The sequence below is a fragment of the Pseudomonas sp. genome, from assembly GCF_051660785.1.
Classification (GTDB): Bacteria; Pseudomonadota; Gammaproteobacteria; order Pseudomonadales; family Pseudomonadaceae; genus Aquipseudomonas.
Genome location: NZ_JBOFQE010000119.1, coordinates 14,117 through 33,630 on the forward strand (window position 1 = coordinate 14,117; position 19,514 = coordinate 33,630).

16 protein-coding genes are annotated in these 19,514 nt (G+C 61.5%); 12 read left to right on the forward strand and 4 right to left on the reverse strand.

Going from position 1 to position 19,514, the window contains the following annotated elements; all coding sequences use genetic code 11:
* The first annotated feature begins 33 nt into the window (after positions 1–33).
* Genes ACRC4F_RS31335 through ACRC4F_RS31355 form a run of 5 tightly spaced genes read left to right on the forward strand, consistent with a single transcriptional unit; the run spans position 34 to position 11,229 of the window.
* Positions 34–7,320, forward strand: a complete 7,287-nt coding sequence (locus ACRC4F_RS31335) for an Ig-like domain-containing protein (RefSeq protein WP_438662776.1) — start codon at positions 34–36, stop codon at positions 7,318–7,320.
* Between the two features lie 40 nt (positions 7,321–7,360).
* The gene (locus ACRC4F_RS31340) at positions 7,361–8,875 is read left to right on the forward strand and encodes a TolC family protein (protein ID WP_438662777.1); all 1,515 of its coding nucleotides are present in this window, start codon (positions 7,361–7,363) and stop codon (positions 8,873–8,875) included.
* Positions 8,859–9,464 (forward strand): adenylyl-sulfate kinase, encoded by a 606-nt coding sequence (gene cysC, locus ACRC4F_RS31345; RefSeq protein ID WP_438662778.1) that lies wholly within the window; start codon positions 8,859–8,861, stop codon positions 9,462–9,464. Before ACRC4F_RS31340 ends, cysC begins: the two co-directional genes overlap by 17 nt.
* Positions 9,461–10,246: an aspartyl/asparaginyl beta-hydroxylase domain-containing protein gene (locus ACRC4F_RS31350; protein ID WP_438662779.1), complete on the forward strand. Its 786-nt coding sequence runs from the start codon at positions 9,461–9,463 to the stop codon at positions 10,244–10,246. Before cysC ends, ACRC4F_RS31350 begins: the two co-directional genes overlap by 4 nt.
* Positions 10,234–11,229: a sulfotransferase family protein gene (locus tag ACRC4F_RS31355; RefSeq protein ID WP_438662780.1), complete on the forward strand. Its 996-nt coding sequence runs from the start codon at positions 10,234–10,236 to the stop codon at positions 11,227–11,229. Before ACRC4F_RS31350 ends, ACRC4F_RS31355 begins: the two co-directional genes overlap by 13 nt.
* Positions 11,230–11,358: 129 nt before the next feature.
* Here the strand turns inward: ACRC4F_RS31355 and ACRC4F_RS31360 are convergent, their stop codons facing one another.
* Positions 11,359–12,117, reverse strand: coding sequence for a slipin family protein (locus ACRC4F_RS31360; RefSeq protein WP_131060480.1), 759 nt, complete (start codon positions 12,115–12,117; stop codon positions 11,359–11,361).
* Between the two features lie 2 nt (positions 12,118–12,119).
* On the reverse strand, positions 12,120–12,650 hold the full coding sequence (locus ACRC4F_RS31365; RefSeq protein WP_438662781.1) for an NfeD family protein: 531 nt from the start codon (positions 12,648–12,650) through the stop codon (positions 12,120–12,122).
* Positions 12,651–12,848: 198 nt separating this feature from the next.
* Here ACRC4F_RS31365 and ACRC4F_RS31370 point away from each other — a divergent pair, with 198 nt between their 5' ends.
* Positions 12,849–13,310, forward strand: a complete 462-nt coding sequence (locus ACRC4F_RS31370) for an aminoacyl-tRNA deacylase (protein ID WP_438662782.1) — start codon at positions 12,849–12,851, stop codon at positions 13,308–13,310.
* A 137-nt stretch (positions 13,311–13,447) separates the two neighbouring features.
* Positions 13,448–13,693: a DUF2789 domain-containing protein gene (locus tag ACRC4F_RS31375; RefSeq protein WP_131060483.1), complete on the forward strand. Its 246-nt coding sequence runs from the start codon at positions 13,448–13,450 to the stop codon at positions 13,691–13,693.
* Here the strand turns inward: ACRC4F_RS31375 and ACRC4F_RS31380 are convergent.
* Positions 13,654–13,977 carry a type II toxin-antitoxin system RelE/ParE family toxin gene (locus ACRC4F_RS31380; protein ID WP_438662783.1) on the reverse strand — a complete coding sequence of 108 codons (324 nt, stop codon included), beginning with the start codon at positions 13,975–13,977 and terminating at the stop codon, positions 13,654–13,656. The two genes, ACRC4F_RS31375 and ACRC4F_RS31380, sit on opposite strands and share 40 nt — an antisense overlap.
* A complete protein-coding gene (locus tag ACRC4F_RS31385) occupies positions 13,974–14,252 on the reverse strand; it encodes an antitoxin of toxin-antitoxin stability system (RefSeq protein WP_438662784.1) in 279 nt (92 codons plus the stop codon). The genes ACRC4F_RS31380 and ACRC4F_RS31385 overlap by 4 nt, the downstream gene beginning before the upstream one ends.
* A 197-nt stretch (positions 14,253–14,449) precedes the next feature.
* Here ACRC4F_RS31385 and ACRC4F_RS31390 point away from each other — a divergent pair, with 197 nt between their 5' ends.
* From ACRC4F_RS31390 to ACRC4F_RS31410, 5 genes are read left to right on the forward strand one after another with little or no spacing between them, the layout of a single operon-like run.
* Positions 14,450–14,878 (forward strand): MarR family winged helix-turn-helix transcriptional regulator, encoded by a 429-nt coding sequence (locus tag ACRC4F_RS31390; protein WP_438662785.1) that lies wholly within the window; start codon positions 14,450–14,452, stop codon positions 14,876–14,878.
* On the forward strand, positions 14,875–16,947 hold the full coding sequence (locus tag ACRC4F_RS31395) for an FUSC family protein (protein WP_438662786.1): 2,073 nt from the start codon (positions 14,875–14,877) through the stop codon (positions 16,945–16,947). Before ACRC4F_RS31390 ends, ACRC4F_RS31395 begins: the two co-directional genes overlap by 4 nt.
* Positions 16,944–17,153: a DUF1656 domain-containing protein gene (locus ACRC4F_RS31400; protein ID WP_008148151.1), complete on the forward strand. Its 210-nt coding sequence runs from the start codon at positions 16,944–16,946 to the stop codon at positions 17,151–17,153. The genes ACRC4F_RS31395 and ACRC4F_RS31400 overlap by 4 nt, the downstream gene beginning before the upstream one ends.
* On the forward strand, positions 17,150–18,037 hold the full coding sequence (locus ACRC4F_RS31405; RefSeq protein WP_438662787.1) for an efflux RND transporter periplasmic adaptor subunit: 888 nt from the start codon (positions 17,150–17,152) through the stop codon (positions 18,035–18,037). Before ACRC4F_RS31400 ends, ACRC4F_RS31405 begins: the two co-directional genes overlap by 4 nt.
* The gene (locus tag ACRC4F_RS31410; RefSeq protein ID WP_438662788.1) at positions 18,034–19,482 is read left to right on the forward strand and encodes an efflux transporter outer membrane subunit; all 1,449 of its coding nucleotides are present in this window, start codon (positions 18,034–18,036) and stop codon (positions 19,480–19,482) included. Before ACRC4F_RS31405 ends, ACRC4F_RS31410 begins: the two co-directional genes overlap by 4 nt.
* Positions 19,483–19,514 lie beyond the last annotated feature (32 nt).

The window sequence follows — 19,514 nt, forward strand, 5'->3', positions numbered from 1 at the left end:
CGCGTCACGAAAGTTCGAGTCCGGGTGAGCAACATGTGGTGGAGCAAAGGTAAGTCGCGGGTTACCGAAGGCGCACGGGCGCTGGCCTCGCCAATGATCATGTCCCTGGAACCGCGCATGCTGTTTGACGGCGCGGTTGCCGCCACGGTAGCGGATGCCGCCCAGCCTGACAGCCATCCCACAGCCGACGCAGCGAAAGCGCCCGCGACCGACCAGCCGGCCGCCAGCAAAGACACCCACGGCCAGGCCAACGCCGCGCCCGCCACAGCACCCGTCGCCGTGCCGGGCCAGAGCGTGGTGTTCGTCGATTCCCGGGTCAAGGACGCCGACAGCCTGCTTAAAGGCGTGGCGCCTGGCACTCAGGTAGTTCAGCTGGATGCGAGCCGGGACGGCCTGCAACAGATTGCAGATTATCTGGATACCCATCAGGGCATCAGTTCAGTGCAGATCATTGCCCACGGCAACGCGGGCGATCTGTGGCTGGGCGACAGCTATCTGTCCGCCGACAACGTCGCGGCCCGCAGCGCTGTGCTGGCGGAAATCGGCAAGGACATGAATGCCGGTGGCGACATCATGATCTACGGCTGCTACACCGCCGAAGGTGAGCGCGGCTTGAGTTTCGTCGACTCGCTGGCGCAGCTGACCGGCCGTGATGTGGCCGCTTCCAGCAACCGCACCGGAGTCGGTGGCGACTGGGATCTTGAGATCGCCACCGGCAACATCGAAAGCGCGAACGTGCTGTCGACCACGGCCATGAGCGAGTACCAATGGGGCCTGGCGACCTGGACCGCCACAAACAACGCCAACACGGGTGTCGGCTCGTTGCGTGCCGCCATCGCCTCGGCGCAGAACGGCGATATCGTCACCTTCAACGGCAGCATGACCGTACAGCTGACGTCCGAACTGCTGATCAACAAAAACATCACCGTCGATGGCGACTTGAACAACGACGGCGCGGCGGACGTGATTCTCGATGGTCAGTACAGGACCCGAGTGATTGAAATTGCGGCGGGTAGAACCGTCATGCTGGATGGTCTGGTAATCACCCGTGGCCTGGTGTCGGGCACGGGCGGCAACGGTGGTTACGGTGCCACGGGCGCGATGGCCGGGGGGATTTTCAACGCAGGTATCCTGACGCTTAACAACGTGACCGTGACCTCCAACGCCGCTTCCGGTGGCGGCGGTGGTGGCGGTGTCACGGGCGCTTTTTACGGTGGTGGCGGTGGCGGCGGCGGTGGTTTGGGCGGCCAGGGCGGCGGGCATGGCGGTTCTGCCGGGCCGGGCACCGGCACGCTGGGTGGCCAGGCGGGCAGCGGTGGTGTCGGTGGTTACGGCGGCGGTTATGACGCGACCCACATGGGCGGTCGCGGCGGTACCAGCACCGGCGGAACGGGTGGGCTGGGCGTTTCCTATTACAGCAACGGCGGTAACGGTGCGACGGCCACCAATGGCACGATTTCCATTGGCGGCGGTGGCGGTGGCGCCGGTTGGGACAAGGTCGGTGGTGCTGGCGGCAACGCGGCGGGCGGGATCTACAACGCCTCAACCGGCACCTTGACCATCGTTGGCACGTCGAGCATCACCAACAACATTGGTGCCGGTGGTGGCGGTGGCGGCGGTGGTGGCTACGGCAGCAACGCCACCAATGGCGGCATCGGCGGCCGGGGCGTCGGCGCGATCTGGAACAAAGGCACACTGCTGATTACCGCCGCCAACTTCGCGGCACTTGCCGGCAATGCCGCGGGCAGTGGTGCGGGTGGTGCGGCGTTGGGCGGCGGGACAACCGGCACCTCGCCAACCGCCTTCGCGTCCATTTTCAACGACGGAGGTGTGCTCAACACGGCGTATGCGCCGCCACCGACCGCGACCATTGTGGTCGCTGACACCGCCCTGAGAATCGGCGAAACGACGTTGGTGACGATCACCTTTTCCGAAGCCGTGACCGGCTTCACCAACGCCGACCTGACGATTGCCAACGGCACGCTGACGGCCGTGAGCAGCAGCGACGGCGGCATCACCTGGACGGCAACATTCACACCGACCGCCAGTATTTCCGACACAACCAATCTCATCACCCTGGACAACACCGGGGTGATCAACGGCCTGGGCACTGCCGGCGTGGGCGTCACCAATTCCAACAACTACGTCGTCGACACCGCACGCCCGACTGTCGGCATCGTGTTCACCGACACCGCGCTCAGGGTCGGCGAAACGTCGCTGGTGACCTTCACCTTCAGCGAGGCCGTGACCGGTTTTACCAACGCCGACCTGACAATTGCCAACGGCACGTTGACGGCCGTGAGCAGCAGCGACGGCGGCATCACCTGGACGGGCACCTTCACCCCAACCGCCAGCATCACCGATGCGACCAACCTGATCACCGTGGACAACACCGCAATCGCCGACCTGGCCGGCAACGCCGGCAGCGGCACCACCGATTCGAACAACTACGCCATCGATACCGTGCGCCCGACCGCAACCATTGTCGTGACCGACACGGCACTGAAAATCGGCGAAACCTCGCTGGTCACGATCACCTTCAGCGAAGCGGTCAGCGGTTTCACCAACGCCGACCTGACGATTGCCAACGGCACCTTGACCGCCGTGAGCAGCAGCGACGGCGGCATTACCTGGACGGCGACCTTCACCCCGAACGCCAGCATCAATGACACGACCAACCTGATCACCCTGAACAACACCGGGATCGCTGACTTGGCGGGCAACGCCGGCAGCGGCACCACCGATTCGAACAACTATGCCATCGACACTCTGCGGCCAACCGCAACCATCGTGGTGGCCGACAACGCACTGAAAATCGGTGAAACCTCGCTGGTGACCATCACCTTCGCCGAGGCGGTGACCGGTTTCACCAACGCCGATCTGACCATTGCCAACGGCACGTTGACTGCCGTGAGCAGCAGCGACGGCGGCATTACCTGGACCGCGACGTTCACGCCGACCGCCAGCATTAGCGACACGACCAACCTGATCACGCTGGACAACACCGGCGTGAGCGACCTGTCGGGCAACGCCGGCAGCGGCACCACCGATTCAAACAACTACGCCATCGACACCGTGCGGCCAACGGCAACCATCGTGGTGACGGACACTGCATTGAGAATCGGCGAAACCTCGCTGGTTACGATCACCTTCTCTGAGGCGGTCAGCGGTTTCACCAACGCCGACCTGACGATTGCCAACGGCACATTGACGGCGGTAAGCAGCAGCGACGGCGGTATCACCTGGACGGCGACATTCACCCCGAGCGCCAGCATCAACGACACGACCAACCTGATCACCCTGAACAACACCGGGATCGCGGACCTGTCGGGCAACACCGGCAGCGGCACCACCGATTCCAACAACTACGCCATTGATACAGTCCGGCCGACCGCCACGATTGTGTTGGCCGATAGCGCACTGACAGCGGGCGAAACCTCGCTGGTGACTATCACGTTCTCCGAAGCGGTGAGCGGTTTCACCAACGCCGACCTGACGATTGCCAATGGCACGTTGACCGCGGTGAGCAGCAGCGACGGCGGGATCACCTGGACCGCAACTTTCACGCCGACAGTGGGCGTGAATGACACGACCAACGTCATCACCCTGAACAACACCGGGGTGGCCGATTTGTCCGGCAACACGGGCAGCGGCACCACCAACTCCGGCAATTACACGATCGACACTGTGGCGCCGACGGCCACCATTGTGGTCGCCGACAACGCGCTGAGAATCGGCGAAACGTCCCTCGTAACCATCACCTTCTCCGAAGCAGTGACCGGTTTCACCAATGCCGACCTGACCATCGCCAACGGCACCTTGAGCGCGGTGAGCAGCAGCGACGGCGGCATCACCTGGACCGCGACCTTCACGCCGACCGCCAGCATTACCGATGCGACCAACCTGATCACCCTGGACAATACCGGCGTGCAGGGAGCCAGCAGCGGTAACGTCGGCAGCGGCACCAGCAATTCGAACAACTATGCCATCGACACCGTACGGCCAACGGCGACAGTCGTGGTCGCCGACAACGCGCTGCGAATTGGCGAAACGTCTCTCGTGACTATCACCTTCTCTGAGGCGGTGACCGGTTTCACAAACGCCGATCTGACCATTGCCAACGGCACGTTAAGCGCGGTGAGCAGCAGCGACGGCGGCATCACCTGGACCGCAACCTTCACCCCGAGCGCCAGCATCAACGACACGACCAACTTGATCACCCTGGACAACACCGGGATCGCGGACCTGTCGGGCAACGCCGGCAGCGGCACCACCGACTCCAATAACTACGCCATCGACACGGTCCGCCCCACCGCGACCATCGTCCTGGCAGACCCAACCCTGAGTGCCGGCGAAACGTCGCTGGTGACCATCACGTTCTCCGAGGCGGTCAGCGGTTTCACCAATGCCGACCTGACGATCGCCAATGGCACGTTGACTGCGGTGAGCAGCAGCGACGGTGGCATCACCTGGACCGCGACCTTCACGCCGACAGTGGGCGTGAATGACCTGACCAACGTCATCACCCTGGCCAACACCGGGGTGGCCGACCTGTCTGGCAACACGGGCAGCGGCACCACTAATTCCGGCAACTACACCATTGATACCGTGCTGCCGACCGCCACCATCGTGGTCGCCGACAACGCGCTGAAAATCGGTGAAACCTCCCTGGTGACCATCACCTTCTCTGAAGCGGTGACCGGTTTCAGTAACGCCGACCTGACCATCGCCAACGGCATACTCAGCGCAGTCAGCAGCAGTGACGGCGGCATCACCTGGACGGCGACCTTCACGCCGACCAACGCTATTACCGACACGACCAACCTGATCACCCTGGACAACACCGGGGTGCAAAACGCCTCGGGCAACGCCGGCAGCGGCACCACCGATTCCAACAACTACGCCATCGACACCGTGCGCCCGACAGCCACTATCGTCGTGACGGACACCTCGCTGGCGCTGGGCCAAACCTCGCTGGTGACTATCACGTTCAGCGAAGCGGTCAGCGGTTTCACCAACGCCGACCTGACCATTGCCAACGGCACGTTGAGCGCGGTGAGCAGCAGCGATGGCGGCATCACCTGGACCGCGACCTTCACGCCGACCGTGAGCGTCAACGATGCGACCAACCTCATCACGCTGAACAACACCGGGATCGCCGACCAGGCCGGCAACGCGGGTTCGGGCACCACCGATTCCAATAATTACGCGATCGACAGCCAACGCCCGACCGCGACCATCGTGTTGAGCGATACAACCCTGAAACCGGGTGAAACCGCGCTGGTGACCATCACCTTCAGCGAGGCCGTCAGCGGTTTCGACAACAGTGACCTGAGCATTGCCAACGGTACGTTGAGCGCAGTGAGCAGCAGCGACGGCGGGATCACCTGGACCGCGACTTTCACCCCGACCCTCGGTGTGACCGATGCGACTAACCTCATCACCCTGAACAACACGGGGATCGCAGACCTGGCCGGTAACGCCGGCTCGGGCACAACAAACTCTGCCAACTACGTGGTCGAGACCCAGGTGCCGACCGCGACCATCGTCATCGCCGACAACGCCCTCAAGGCCGGTGAAACCTCGGGCGTGACCATTACGTTCTCTGAGGCGGTCAGCGGTTTCACCAACGCCGACCTGACCCTCGCCAACGGCACGTTGAGCAATGTGTCGTCCAGCGACGGCGGCGTCACCTGGACGGCGACGTTCACGCCAACAGTAGACGTGACAGACAGCAGCAACCTGATCAGCCTCGACAACAGCGGTGTGACCAATGCGTCGGGCAACAGCGGCGTAGGCGTGACCGATTCGAACAACTACGCCATCGACACCGCGCGTCCAACCGCGACCATTGTGGTCGCGGACAATCGCCTCGGCATCGGCGAGACCACCACCGTCACGATCACCTTCAGCGAAGCGGTGTCTGGTTTCGACTTGTCAGACCTCAGCGTGGCCAACGGTGTGTTGTCCAATCTGGTCAGCAGCGATGGCGGCGTGACCTGGACGGCGACCCTGACGCCCACGGCGAACATCAACGACACCACCAACCTGATCCTGCTCGACACCGGCAAAGTGGCCGACGCTGCAGGCAATGCCGGCGCCGCGATTGCCATCTCCAACAACTTTGTCCTCGATGCCACTCGCCCGACCGCGACCATCGTGGTTGCCAATCCGAATTTGGGCATTGGCCAGACGACGCTCGTGACGTTCACCTTCAGTGAAGCGGTGAGCGAATTCGACTTGTCGGATTTGAGCGTGACCAACGGCGAGTTGACCAATCTGAGCAGCAGCGATGGCGGCAAGACCTGGACCGCGACCTTCACACCGACCGCGAACCTGTCCGACCCGAGCAACTTCATCGCTCTCGACACCAACAATATCTCGGACCTGGCGGGTAACACCGGGAGTGGTGTGGCGGTTTCCAACAACTACGCCATCGACGGCGAGCGGCCGACCGCCACCGTCGTCGTCGCCAACCCGAATCTGGGTATTGGTCATACTTCGTTGGTGACTTTCACCTTCAACGAGGCGGTGACCGGTTTTGACCTGTCCGACATCAGTGTGGCCAATGGCACGTTGTCCAACCTGGTCAGCAGCGACGGTGGCAAAACCTGGACCGCGACGCTGACGCCCACCGGCAATATCAGCAACGGCAACAATGCGATCAGCCTGAACATCGCGGGCGTCAGTGACGGTTCGGGCAATGCCGGCAGCGGCTCTAGCCAGTCGAACAGTTATGCGATCAGCACCGTGTCGGTACCGTCGTCGCCCATTGTGGTGGTGCCTGCGGATCCGGAGTTCCGCGCGCCACAACCGGTGATTGCTCCTGATCAACCGAACGTGCCGCTGCAGCCGATCATCGTTGCCCCGCCAACGGGCACGCTTGGCTCGCCGCTGACCTTTGCGCCGCTGTTCGAACAGCGGGTGATCGGCGACGGCATCCGGCCACTGGGGGACATTTTCATTAACCGCGGGGCGCTCTCGCCAAGTTTCATTGCACAGGTATTCGGCAGCAGCGACAGCGTTGGCGAAGGCTCGGGGCAGGGGTTCCTCGGCTTTGGCGGCGGCGATGGCGGGGTGTTCAGCACCAGCACGCTGTCGAGCCTGTTCAATCAGGACTCCGGTAGCGAGCGAGGCGAGCTGAACTCATTCGGCAGTCATTCGATCAAGGGTTCGGATGTATCCCAAGGACTGCGCGGCGTGTTTGGCGCGCTGACGCTGAACCAGCAATTGCAGCAACTCAAAGACACCGAGCAACGGCAGGTTGACAGCCTGGCCGCAGCCTTGAAACACGTCGGCATCAGCGAAATGCAGGCCTGAAAAAACCTTAAAACAGTGCAGTACCCAGGGGCAGTCAAGGATGAATAGAAGTCACATGTTGTTCGGCGCCAGCCTGCTGGCGCTTGCGATAAGCGGATGTGCCGTCAAAAGTGAACCGATCGAGCGCAGCGTCAGCGAACAGCGCGCCAAGAGCGACCTGCAGACTATGTACACCGGTCAGGAGCCCCTCAGTGGTCCGCTGACCTTGCACCAGGCCATGGCCCGCGCCGTGAAATACAATCTCGAAGGCCGGCTCAAGATCATGGAAGAGGCGTTGGCCAAGCGCCAACTCGACCTGGCCAGTTTCGACATGCTGCCGCGCATGGCCCTGGCGGCAGGCTACGCAGGGCGTAGCAACGTCAGCGCCTCCAGCAGCCAGAGTGTGCTGACCGACACTCAATCCCTGGAACCGTCGACCTCCCAGGACCGCGACCGTCGAGTCGCCGACCTGACCATGGTGTGGAACGTGCTCGACTTCGGCGTCAGTTACATCAGCGCCAAGCAGCAAGGCGACCAGCGACTGATCGTTCAGGAGCGTCGACGCAAAGTAATCAACACCATTGTCCAGGACGTGCGCTCGGCCTATTGGCGAGCGGTGGCTGCCGAACGCCTGCTCACGCAGATCGACAGCCTGATGGCCCGGGTCGATACCGCGCGCAGCAACAGCCAAAGCATGAGCACACAGCGCATCGGCGATCCGATCCAGGCGTTGGGTTACCAGCGTTCGCTGATCGAGGCGACTCGCCAGCTGCAAGAGCAGCGCCGGGCGCTGTCCCTGGCCAAAACCGAACTGGCGACCTTGATCAATTTGCCGATGGGCACCGATCTGAAACTGGCGACCCCGGATGATTACTCGATTCCGCAGTTGAAGGTCGGCATGGCCAGCCTCGAGCATGAAGCCCTGGCCAGCCGTCCGGAACTGCGCGAACAGGATTACCAGACCCGCATCAGCACCGCCGAAACCCGTAAAGCCATGCTGCGGCTGTTGCCGGGGCTGGAGTTCTCAGCGGGCGGGCATTACGACAGCAACTCGTTTCTGGTCAACGACAAATGGGCCGACTACGGCGTGAAGTTGACCTGGAACCTGTTCAACGTGATTTCCGCACCGGCGGCGATCAACGTGGCCAAGGCCGGCGAAGAAGTCGCCAAGGCTCGGCGTCAGGCCATGTCCATTGCGGTGCTGGCCCAGCTCTACGTGGCCAACGCCAACTATCAGGAAGCGCTGCATCAGTTCGAGACCAACCAGGAATTGTCGAGCATTGACGGGCAGATTCTTGGGCAGTTGCGTAACCGCCATCAGGCGGCGGGCCTCGGTGAACTGGACCTGATTCAGGGTGAACTGAACACCTTGCAGGCGGATTTGCGCCGCGATCTGTCCTATGCCGATCTGCGTAACGCCTACGGTCAGATCTTCGCCAGCGCCGGCCTCGACCCGATGCCGGATGAGGTGCAATCCACCGAAGTTCAGTCCATCGCCACCGCCCTGGCCAACCGCGAAGCGGCGTGGGCGTCGGGCAACATCGCCGTGCCGGTGTCCCATGCCCCAGTCCAATAATCTGCGGGTGCCGACCGCGAGCATCAATCGCGAACAACGGGAGATCCGTAACGGTCATCACGGCGCCGCGATCCTGCTGACCGGTTTGCCGGCGGCGGGTAAATCGACGCTGGCCCAGGCGCTGCACGCCGAGTTGTTCGAACTCGGCGTGCAGAGCGTGGTGCTCGATGGCGATGGGCTTCGGGTCGGGCTCAATCGCGACCTGGGGTTTTCCGACAGCGATCGCCTGGAGAATATCCGCCGCGCCAGCGAACTCGCGGCGCTGCTGGTGGAGAACGGGCAGATTGTCATCCTCGCGATGATCGCGCCGCTGGTGGAATTGCGTGAGGTGTTCGCCCGGCGACTGGGCGAAGATTACCGCGAAGTCTGGTGCAGCGCTTCGTTGGCGGTGTGCGAGCAACGTGATCCCAAAGGTCATTATGCGCGGGCCCGTCGCGGTGATCTGGCCGGGTTTACCGGTGTGTCCGCCCCCTATGAACCGCCGCCATCCGCCTCTTTGGTGCTCGACACCGGTGTGCAGTCGGTTGAGGCCTGTCTCGACCGCTTGCTGACCTGGCTCGGCGAGTGTGCGGTGCTGCCGAGACGATGAGTCGACCGGCATTCTCCCGCTTACCGGTGGCGGTGGATTTACCGCTGCTGTTGCAGGCGCTGGCGAACATTAAAGAGGACGCGTGGCGCGCTCATTTCAACATCGATTACTACGCCGGAAACTGGAGCGGTGTCGCGCTGGTGTCGGCGGCGGATGCGTTGACTGAATTATCGCCCGGGCGCGGAGAGCCGCAGTTGCGCGCGCCTTGGTTGCGGGATCCGCGATGGCAGCAGGGCTTGAGGGATCTGTCGTTGGATATCGTTTCGGCGCGCCTGTTGCGACTTGGGCCGGGCGGAAAAATTCATGAACATCGCGACTACGACCTTGGCGGGCCAGACGCCGATCTGCGCCTGCACATTCCTTTGCTCAGCCCGCCTCACGTGGACTTTATGCTGGACGGCCAGCGCATGCCGATGGCGGAGGGCGAGTGCTGGTTTCTCGATTTGTCGCGGCCGCATCGGGTGGACAATCGGGATACTCAGGCGCGGGTTCATCTGGTGCTCGATTGCCGGCCGGGTGTCTGGTTGGAGCAGGCGATTATCGACGGTGTCTCGACCACACCGTCGCCTGGCATGGGCGACGGCACCTTGCTGCAGTTTCAGCGTCTGGTGGTTAGTGATTTGCAGCTGTCGAAGACGTTGCAGGGTTTGCCGGACACTGAAGTTTTCATCACCCGTACGCTGGAACTGGCGGCTGAGCGAGGCTTGGTGTTTTCTCGGGAAGAACTGCGGGCCGAGATGCGCAACGGCCGTCGCCGATGGAATGAACAATGGAACGCCTGAGCCTTGAAGGCTGGTTACCGATTCGGGTCTGGCAGCAGGCTGGCGAGTGGCAGGTCGATTGGTGCTGGTTCGGCGAAACGCCGCTGCATCAGCCGTTTTTCCGTGATGCCGTGGAGGAGGCGCTGAGACTGCCGTTCAATCAGGCGTTTCGACGGCAAACGCCGTTGGTCGCTCTCAGCGAATGGCAAGCGCAAAGTCCCGGTTTGGCGCCGAGTGCATTCATTTTTCACGCTTCACGCTGCGGCTCGACCCTCATCAGCCAGATGCTCGCGCAACTCGACAACCACATCGTCATCAGCGAACCGCCGCCGCTGGATGCCTTGTTGCGCAGTGGTTTGCCAGCCGTCGAACGACGTGCCGCGATCAGAGGGTTGTTATCCGCCTATGGTCAGCGGCGGTGCAGTGTCGAGCAGCGGCTGGTGATCAAACTCGATGCCTGGAGCATCGCTGAATTGCCCCTGTTGCGTGATTGTTTTCCCAACACGCCTTGGTTGTTTGTGTACCGCGATCCGCTGGAAATCGCTGTTTCCCATTTACGCCGCCCGGGCATGCACATGGTGCCGGGGATGATCGGGGCGAGTGGGCTGGATGACGAATTGCCGTTCGACAGTCGCGAGGATTTCATTGCGCGGCGGTTGGGGCGGTTGCTGGAATTGGGACTGGCGCAATGTCGGGAGTTTGGTGGGTTTGCGGTGAATTACAGTGAATTGCCCGGGGCGATGGCGGGGCGGTTGGCTGGGTTTTTCGGGTTGGATGACTTGCAGAGGGAGCAAGTGTTTTCGGCGGTGGGTCTGCATGCCAAACAGCCTTCAGCGGTGTTTGTCGGGGACTGCGATGATAAGCGCCGCGAGGCCTCGGCGCTGTTGTGTGAGCGGGTGGAGCGTTGGGCGCGGGTGCCTTATGACGCGCTAGTAACCCAGTCATGCATTGACAGTACTGACGCCATCGCGAGCAGGCTCGCTCCCACAGTTGATCTTCAGTGAACACAAATTATGTGTACGACAGAGATCCAATGTGGGAGTGAGCCTGCTCGCGATGGCGGTGGTCAATTCACCGCCAATCTACGCCGGCCGGCGTTGGTGTTTGTGGGGAAGGTCAAAAGATCGCAGCCATCAGGATTTGGACGACAAATCCGCCATCCCCTTGAGCAATTCGATCGGCAGCGGAAAGACGATCGTCGAGGTCTTGTCACCGGCAATCGAACTCAGCGTCTGCATGTACCGCAACTGCATGGCCCCCGGCTGGCGGCCCAGCATCTCGGCGGCTTGCATGAGTTTTTCCGAGGCCTGCAATTCACCTTCGGCGTGAATCACCTTGGCCCGGCGTTCCCGCTCGGCTTCGGCCTGTTTGGCGATGGCGCGGACCATCGATTCGTTGAGGTCCACGTGCTTGATCTCGACGTTCGCCACCTTGATGCCCCAGGCATCGGTCTGGGCGTCGAGCACTTGCTGGATGTCGATGTTCAGCCGTTCCCGTTCGGCCAGCAGTTCATCGAGTTCATGTTTACCAAGCACCGCCCGCAACGTGGTCTGGGCCAGTTGGCTGGTGGCCATGAGGAAGTCTTCGACCTGGATGATGGCTTTCTGTGGATCGAGCACGCGGAAATACAGCACCGCGTTGACCTTGACCGAGACGTTGTCGCGGGTGATCACGTCTTGCGGCGGCACGTCGAGCACCACGGTCCGCAGATCGACACGGACCATTTGCTGGACCACCGGAATCAGCAGGATCAGGCCCGGGCCCTTGACCTGCCAGAAGCGCCCGAGCTGGAACACCACCCCGCGCTCGTATTCGCGCAGAATGCGGAAGGTCGACCCCGCCAGTGCAATCAGCAGTAACAGCAGCGCGGCAAAACCCAGTTGCAGGCCCATGTCTATTCTCCCTTCGACGCCGCATCAGCCGCGGCCACTTCCAGCAGTAATCCCTTGCGTGCCACCACACGGACCTTCTGACCGGGTCGCAGCGGCGTGGTGCTGAGGACTTGCCACTTCTCTCCTTGCAGATGCACCCAGCCGTTGTAGTCATTGCCGGCCAGCGACATCACCGGGGTCACACTGCCCACCAGTCCGGCATCGCCACTGACGTTTTCGCGCGGTCGGGTTTTCAGGGCGTGGATCAGCAGGAAAACCAGCAGCAGTGCACTGATCAATCCCAGGCCGATCATCAACGGCACAGGCACCTCGGTGTTGGTCATGATCACCGCGCCGATCACGAACATCACAATGCCGCCCAGCCCGATCACGCCGTAATTGGGCAGCGCCGCCTCGGCGATCAAAAAAGCGATGCCGAATGTGATCAGCCAGATCCCCATGGGGTTGGGAGCCAGAAGAACGACGGTGTCCGCCGCGAAGACCGATCCGCTCAAGGCCAACAGCAGCGCAATTGCCCAGCAACGAGTGTTCACGTGACCCTCCGGGAGAGTCATTGATGGTTCTTTATACAGTCTAGCTGAGCTGTGGATTGTACGAATTTTGAACAGTTGTCGACCTTGGTCCGGCGGGCGGATTTCACTCCGCAATCCCCCGGCGGGCCTAGACTTTAAAGGTGTAAAAAGGTTTAACCATCGTCCGCCAAAACGTTGTTGCGGACACCGAGGTGCATCATGCGAATGGCAAGAACCCTGCAGAGCAGCCTGGATAAGGCGCGCTGCGAATATGACATCATTTCCCACCCGCACTCGGCAAGCAGCCTTGAAACCGCACGGCTTGCGAACATTCCTGCCGAAAGGGTGGCCAAGTCGGTGATCCTCGACGACCAGCACGGGCATTTCCTGATGGCTGTGCTGCCCGCCAGCCGTCATCTGGACCTGAGCAAAGTTCGCAGCAGTGGCGAATGGCAGGTCTCCCGGGAAAGCAACCTGCCGCACCTGTTCGATGATTGCGAACGCGGCGCCGTGCCAGCCCTTGGCGAGGCCTATGGACTCGATGTGGTTATCGACCCGCTATTGACCCGGCAGAAAGACATCTACCTGGAAGCCGGCAACCACACCAATCTGCTGCACATGGAAATGCCGCAGTTTCTGAAAATGGTGCCGCATGCGGAGGTGCGCGAGTTGAGCCAGTGAGTTCTACTGCGTCAGTTATATCGCCTTCGCGGGCAAGCCTCGCTCCTACAGGATCACGCTGTCTGTAGGAGCGAGGCTTGCCCGCGATTGACTGCGCAGCAGTCACCCAATCATTTGCCATAAAAAAGGAGCCCGACATGGAATCCCCAACCCACAGCCTCCCTTCCCTGTTCAAACAACTCGGCCTGCCGGACGACGCCGAAAGCATCGACAAATTCATCGCCACCCATTCACCGCTCAAGCCCGAATTGCATCTGGCCGATGCATTTTTCTGGAGCGAGGGCCAAGCGCAGTTATTGCGGGAGGAGATTCTGGATGACGCAGATTGGGCAGAGGTGGTGGATCAGCTGGATGTGCTGATGAGGAAGGGGCGGGGGGTGTGAGAATTACCTTTCTTGGGCCACTGTCGGGAGGTATGGACAAGTGCGAGTATCCAGATTGCGTCCGGCTCGGGCTGATAAACCAAGCGATAGTTTTGATGGGGAGTTGACTCGCGAGTACCTGTAATGATTCCGACGGGGCCGCTTTCAGGAAACTGGGAAATGCGAGATATCGCATCAATGAATCGGTTGTCCATTTCCAGGGCGGCTATTGGGTTGACGGCATGCAGGTAATCCCAGATGTCTGCACGATCCTGTGCTGCTGCGGGCGTCCATATTATCTTCATCCGTTCTTGGTTACCTGCGCACGCCTGGCAGCGAATTGTGCTTCAACTTCATCATTGGTCAGGCCTTCGCCAGCTCGCATCGAAATACGTGCACTGTCGACTTTGTGTTGTAAAAACGACTCGTACTCGCGCAACTCTCGTTGTGTTTGAACGAACTGACGCATCATTTCCCTGACGATTTGCGATGCGGGGCGATGAGAAGCTTCAGCTTCTGCCATGAACTCTTCTCGCAACTCTGGTTCAAGTTTCATCGTAAAAACAGCTTGTTTGGACATTTCCATTTCCTCGATGTGGATACCGACGAAGTATATACATCTTCAGTACCAATGTTGATTCAGGCAGCCGACTGGCGACGGATGGCGGCCAAATTGTTTCAAAACTTGACCAACTTTCCCCTCCAATGCCATATTGATAGTTAGCAAACTAACAGTGTGTGTTTCCCCTCGTGCCGAAAAACCTCGACGCTCTCCAGATGAACATCAGCAGCTCCATGGTGGTGGCCGCCAGGCATTGGCGGAAGATTTGCCAGTCCACGCTGGTCAACTATGGAATCTCTGAAGCCTGCGCCGTCCCGTTGTTGATGATCGGGCGTCTGGGCGAGGGTGTGCGGCAGGTGACGGTGGCGCAGGCGGCGGGGATGGAGAGTCCGTCGCTGGTGCGTCTGCTCGATCAGCTGTGTCATGCCGGCTACGTTCGTCGCACCGGAGACGCCCATGACCGCCGTGCCAAATGCCTGAGCCTGACGGAAACCGGTCGGGAGTTGGTGCAGGCTGTCGAGATCGAGCTGGTGCGTTTGCGCAATGAAGTGCTAGAAGGCATCGACCGCAGTGATCTGGAAGCGACGTTGCGTGTGCTGAGAGCCTTTGAAGCGGCTAATCCGCCGTCGGTGGCTAACCCTTGAGCGGATTTTTCACAGGCGTTCCTCCTGCGCGGGACTGGTTTTACGGGGTGCGCACGTTCGCGGCGTCGATGATTGCGCTGTACATCGCCATGCTCATGCAAATGCCGCGTCCATATTGGGCGATGGCGACCGTATATATTGTTTCCAGCCCTTTCGTCGGCCCTACCAGTTCCAAGGCTTTGTACCGCGCGGTCGGCACCTTTCTCGGTGCGGCGGCAGCGGTTTTTTTCGTGCCGATGTTTGTCCAGAGCCCCTATGTGCTGGTGGTGGTAATCGCACTGTGGACCGGTACGTTGCTGTTCCTTTCCCTGCATCTGCGCACGGCCAACAGTTACGCGCTGATGCTCGCCGGCTACACCTTGCCGCTGATCGCTTTGCCGGTGGTGGATAACCCGCTGGCGGTGTGGGATATCGCTGAAGCGCGAACCGAAGAAATCTTCCTAGGCATCGCGGTGGCGGCGGTGGTCGGTGCGATGTTCTGGCCACGCCGGCTGGCGCCGGTGTTCAACGATTCGGTGAACAAATGGTTCGCCGATGCCTCGACGTACAGCCTGCGTTTCCTTAGCCGCAACGTGCAACCGGACGAAGTCAGCGCCTTGCGCTCGGCGATGGTGGCGACCTTCAACAGCCTGGAGCTGATGATTGGTCAGTTGCCCCACGAGGGGGCCCGGCCGCAAACGGTGCGCAATACCAAGGAATTGCGCGGGCGGATGATTCACCTGTTGCCGGTGATCGACGCGCTCGACGACGCGCTCCATGCCCTTGAACGAAGAACGCCCGAGCTTGTGGATAAGTTCGCGCCGCTGCTGACCGCGACCACCGAATGGCTTGGCCACAAAGACGCCGACCTCGGCCGCTGGCAAGCACTGAAAGATCAACTTGAGGCCCTGCAACCGTCCGCCAATGCATTGGATGATCGCAAACAGCTGCTGTTTTCCAACGCGTTGTATCGCCTCGGCGAATGGATTGATGTGTGGCAAGACTGCCGCAGCCTGCAATACGCGATTCAGTGCGAAAGCCAGGACAGCTGGCGCGCGGTGTATCGGCATTGGCGCCTGGGTCGGCTGTCGCCGTTTCTTGACCGTGGGCTGATGCTTTATTCGGCGGCGTCCACGGTGACCGCAATCATCGTCGCCTCGGTGCTGTGGATTCTGCTCGGCTGGACCGACGGTGGTGCTGCGGTGATTCTGGCAGCAGTGGCGTGCAGCTTCTTCGCCTCGATGGACGACCCGGCGCCGCAGATTTTCCGGTTCTTTTTCTGGACCGCGATGTCGGTGTTGTTTGCCAGCCTGTATCTGTTTCTGGTACTGCCGAACCTGCATGACTTTCCGATGCTGGTGCTAGCGTTTGCCGTGCCGTTCATTTGCATCGGCACTCTGACGGTCAAGCCGCAGTTTTACCTGGGCATGCTGCTGACCCTGGTCAATACCTCGTCGTTCATCAGCATTCAGGGCGCTTACGACGCGGATTTCCTCAGCTTCGCCAACTCCAACCTCGCCGGCCCTATCGGCTTGCTGTTCGCCTTTGTCTGGACCCTGATCGCCCGGCCATTCGGTGCGGAACTGGCGGCCAAGCGCCTGACCCGTTTCAGCTGGCGCGACATTGTCAGCCTGACCGAGCCAGCCACGCTGGCCGAACACCGGCAGCTTGGCGTGCAGATGCTCGATCGCCTGATGCAGCACCTGCCGCGGCTGGCCATGACCGGGCAAGACACCGGCATCGCGCTGCGGGAAGTACGCGTAGCGCTGAACATGCTCGACCTGCTTGCCTACACGCCGCGAGTACACGGCACACCGCAAGTGCTTCTGCATCAAGTGGTGGCGGAAGTCGGCGAATATTTCAAAGCCTGCCTCAAGGCTGGCGAGCGCTTGCCGGCACCGAGCCCGCTGCTGATGACCCTAGACCGCACCCGCCGCGCCCTGACCACCGAGTGTGATGACGGTGCGCGTCTGCACCTGTTGCACGCCTTGAGCGGTCTGCGTCTGTCGCTGCTGCCTGGAGTGGAATTCGTCGCCTCGGGCGAACTCGAAGAACCGCTTCCCCATGGCATCGATGGAGCGCCTTTATGATCGGTGATCTGGACATCAGCGGGGTGTTCCTGCCCACGCTGCTGGTGCTGATGGGCATTACGTACGTGCTGTTCCTGTTGGTGCACGGGTTGCTGACGCGCCTGCACTTTTACCGTCTGGTCTGGCACCGGGCATTGTTTAACGTGGCTCTCTACGCCTTGCTGCTCGGCGCCGTGGACTCACTCAGTCGATACCTGATGACATGAAAAAACCTTTTCTGACCCTCGGTCGCGTGGTCCTGACCCTGCTGATCGTGACCTTCGCCGTCGTCGTGGTCTGGCGCATGGTGATGTATTACATGTTCGCGCCCTGGACCCGGGACGGGCACATCCGTGCCGACATCGTGCAGATCGCCCCGGACGTGTCCGGGCTGATCCAGCAAGTGCTAGTGCGCGACAACCAGTTGGTGAAACGCGGCCAGGTGCTGTTCAGCATCGACCAGGACCGCTTCAAACTGGCGCTGCGCCAAGCCAAGGCCGCAGTCGCCGACCGTCAGGAAACCCTGGCCCAGGCGCAACGTGAAGCCAAGCGTAACCGTGGCCTCGGCAATCTGGTGCCGGGCGAGCAACTGGAAGAAAGCCAGTCGCGGGTGGCCCGCGCCGAAGTGGCATTAATGGAAGCTCAGGTTGCGGTGGACAGCGCCCAACTCAACCTCGACCGCTCGACCATCCGCAGCCCGGTGGACGGTTACGTCAACGACCGCGCGCCGCGCGCACAGGAATTCGTCACCGCCGGGCGTCCGGTGTTGTCGGTGGTGGACAGCAATTCGTTCCACATCGACGGTTATTTCGAAGAAACCAAACTCGACGGCATCCATGTCGGCCAGTCGGTCGACATTCGGGTGGTCGGCGACCGCGCGCGTTTGCGCGGTCATGTGGAAAGCATCGTCGCCGGTATCGAAGACCGTGACCGCAGCAGCGGCAGCAACCTGTTGCCCAACGTCAATCCGGCCTTCAGCTGGGTGCGGCTGGCCCAGCGGATTCCGGTGCGGATTGCCTTCGATGACGTGCCGGCGGATTTCCGCATGATCGCCGGGCGCACCGCCACGGTGTCGATCATGGAAGACCAACCCCAGGAGCCCGCGAAATGAGCAGGGCCTCGGGTTTGGCGGTTGTCGGCTTAGGTTTTTTGCTGTCGGCCTGTCAGGTGGTCGGGCCGGATTATCATTTGCCGGACGAGGCCGCCATCCACCGTGAAGACTTGCAGGGCGACCTGGCGGTGAACGGTAAAAATGTCGTTTCAGCCCCCGTTCCCGCCGATTGGTGGCGCTTGTATCAGGACCCGCGCCTGGACCAACTGGTGCAGCAGGCCATGGCCAGCAACACCGATTTGCGCGTGGCGGCGGCGAGTCTTTCCCGGGCCCGCGCTCAGGTCGACGAAGCGCAGGCAGCAGGCGGTTGGAGCGGTGGTGTGAAGATCGGCGCCCAGCGTTTGCAGGAGTCCGGTGAAGCCTTCTTGCTACCGGAGAAAGTGCCGGTGGCTAACGTCGGCGACATCGGCATCACCACCTCGTATCAGTTCGACCTGTTCGGTACCTTGCAACGCGGGATCGAAGCGGCCAAGGCCAATGCCGATGCGACTCAAGCCGCCGCCGATACCGCCCGCATCACGTTGGTGGCCGATGTGGTCCGGGCTTATACCCAAGTGTGCGCGGCCAATGAAGAGCAGGAAATCGCCCAGCATTCCCTCGACCTGCAGGCTCAAGGCACCACCCTGATCCAGCGTTTGCGCGACGCCGGGCGCGGCGACGAAACCCAGGTCACCCGCTCACAAACCCAATTCAAATCCCTTCGCGCCGACATGCCTCGTTATGAAGCGGCGCGTCAGGCCGGGTTGTTCCGTTTGTCGATGTTGCTGGCTAAACCGGTCGAGCAGTTGCCGGCCGGGACCGCCACTTGCGCCGAACTGCCGAAAATTACCCAATTGTTGCCGGTCGGTGACGGCGCAACTTTGCTTAAGCGCCGACCCGATGTGCGCCAGGCTGAGCGCCGACTGGCAGCCGCGACCGCCGGCATCGGCATCGCCACGGGCGAGTTGTACCCGGACATCAGCATCGGCGCGACCGTCGGCACTGTAGGTATCCTGGAAAACCTCGGTAAACCAGCGACCAATCGCTGGGGCTTCGGCCCGTTGCTGACCTGGACCGTGCCGTCCAATGGCTCACGGGCGCGAATCCGCGAAGCCGAAGCAGCGACCCAAGGCGCGCTGGCGCACTTCGATGGCGTGGTGCTCAACGCCATTCGCGAGACGCAAACCGGTCTGGCCCAATACTCCGCGTTGCTGCAACGCCGCGATGCGCTGGCGGATGCCGAGCAATCGGCACAACTGGCGGCGGATCAGACCCATCGCTTCTTCCAGGCCGGCCGTGAATCGTTTCTGGCAGACCTGCAAGCGACCCGCACTTACACCGATGTGCGGGCCCAATTGGCCTCCGCCAACACGCAAGTCGCCATGAGCCAGATTGATCTGTTCCTCGCGCTGGGTGGCGGCTGGGAAAGCGGACGAACGCAAGGCATGAACTCCGGCAAACCCTGAGGCCGTTGCTATGCTTTGACTTGATGAGGTCG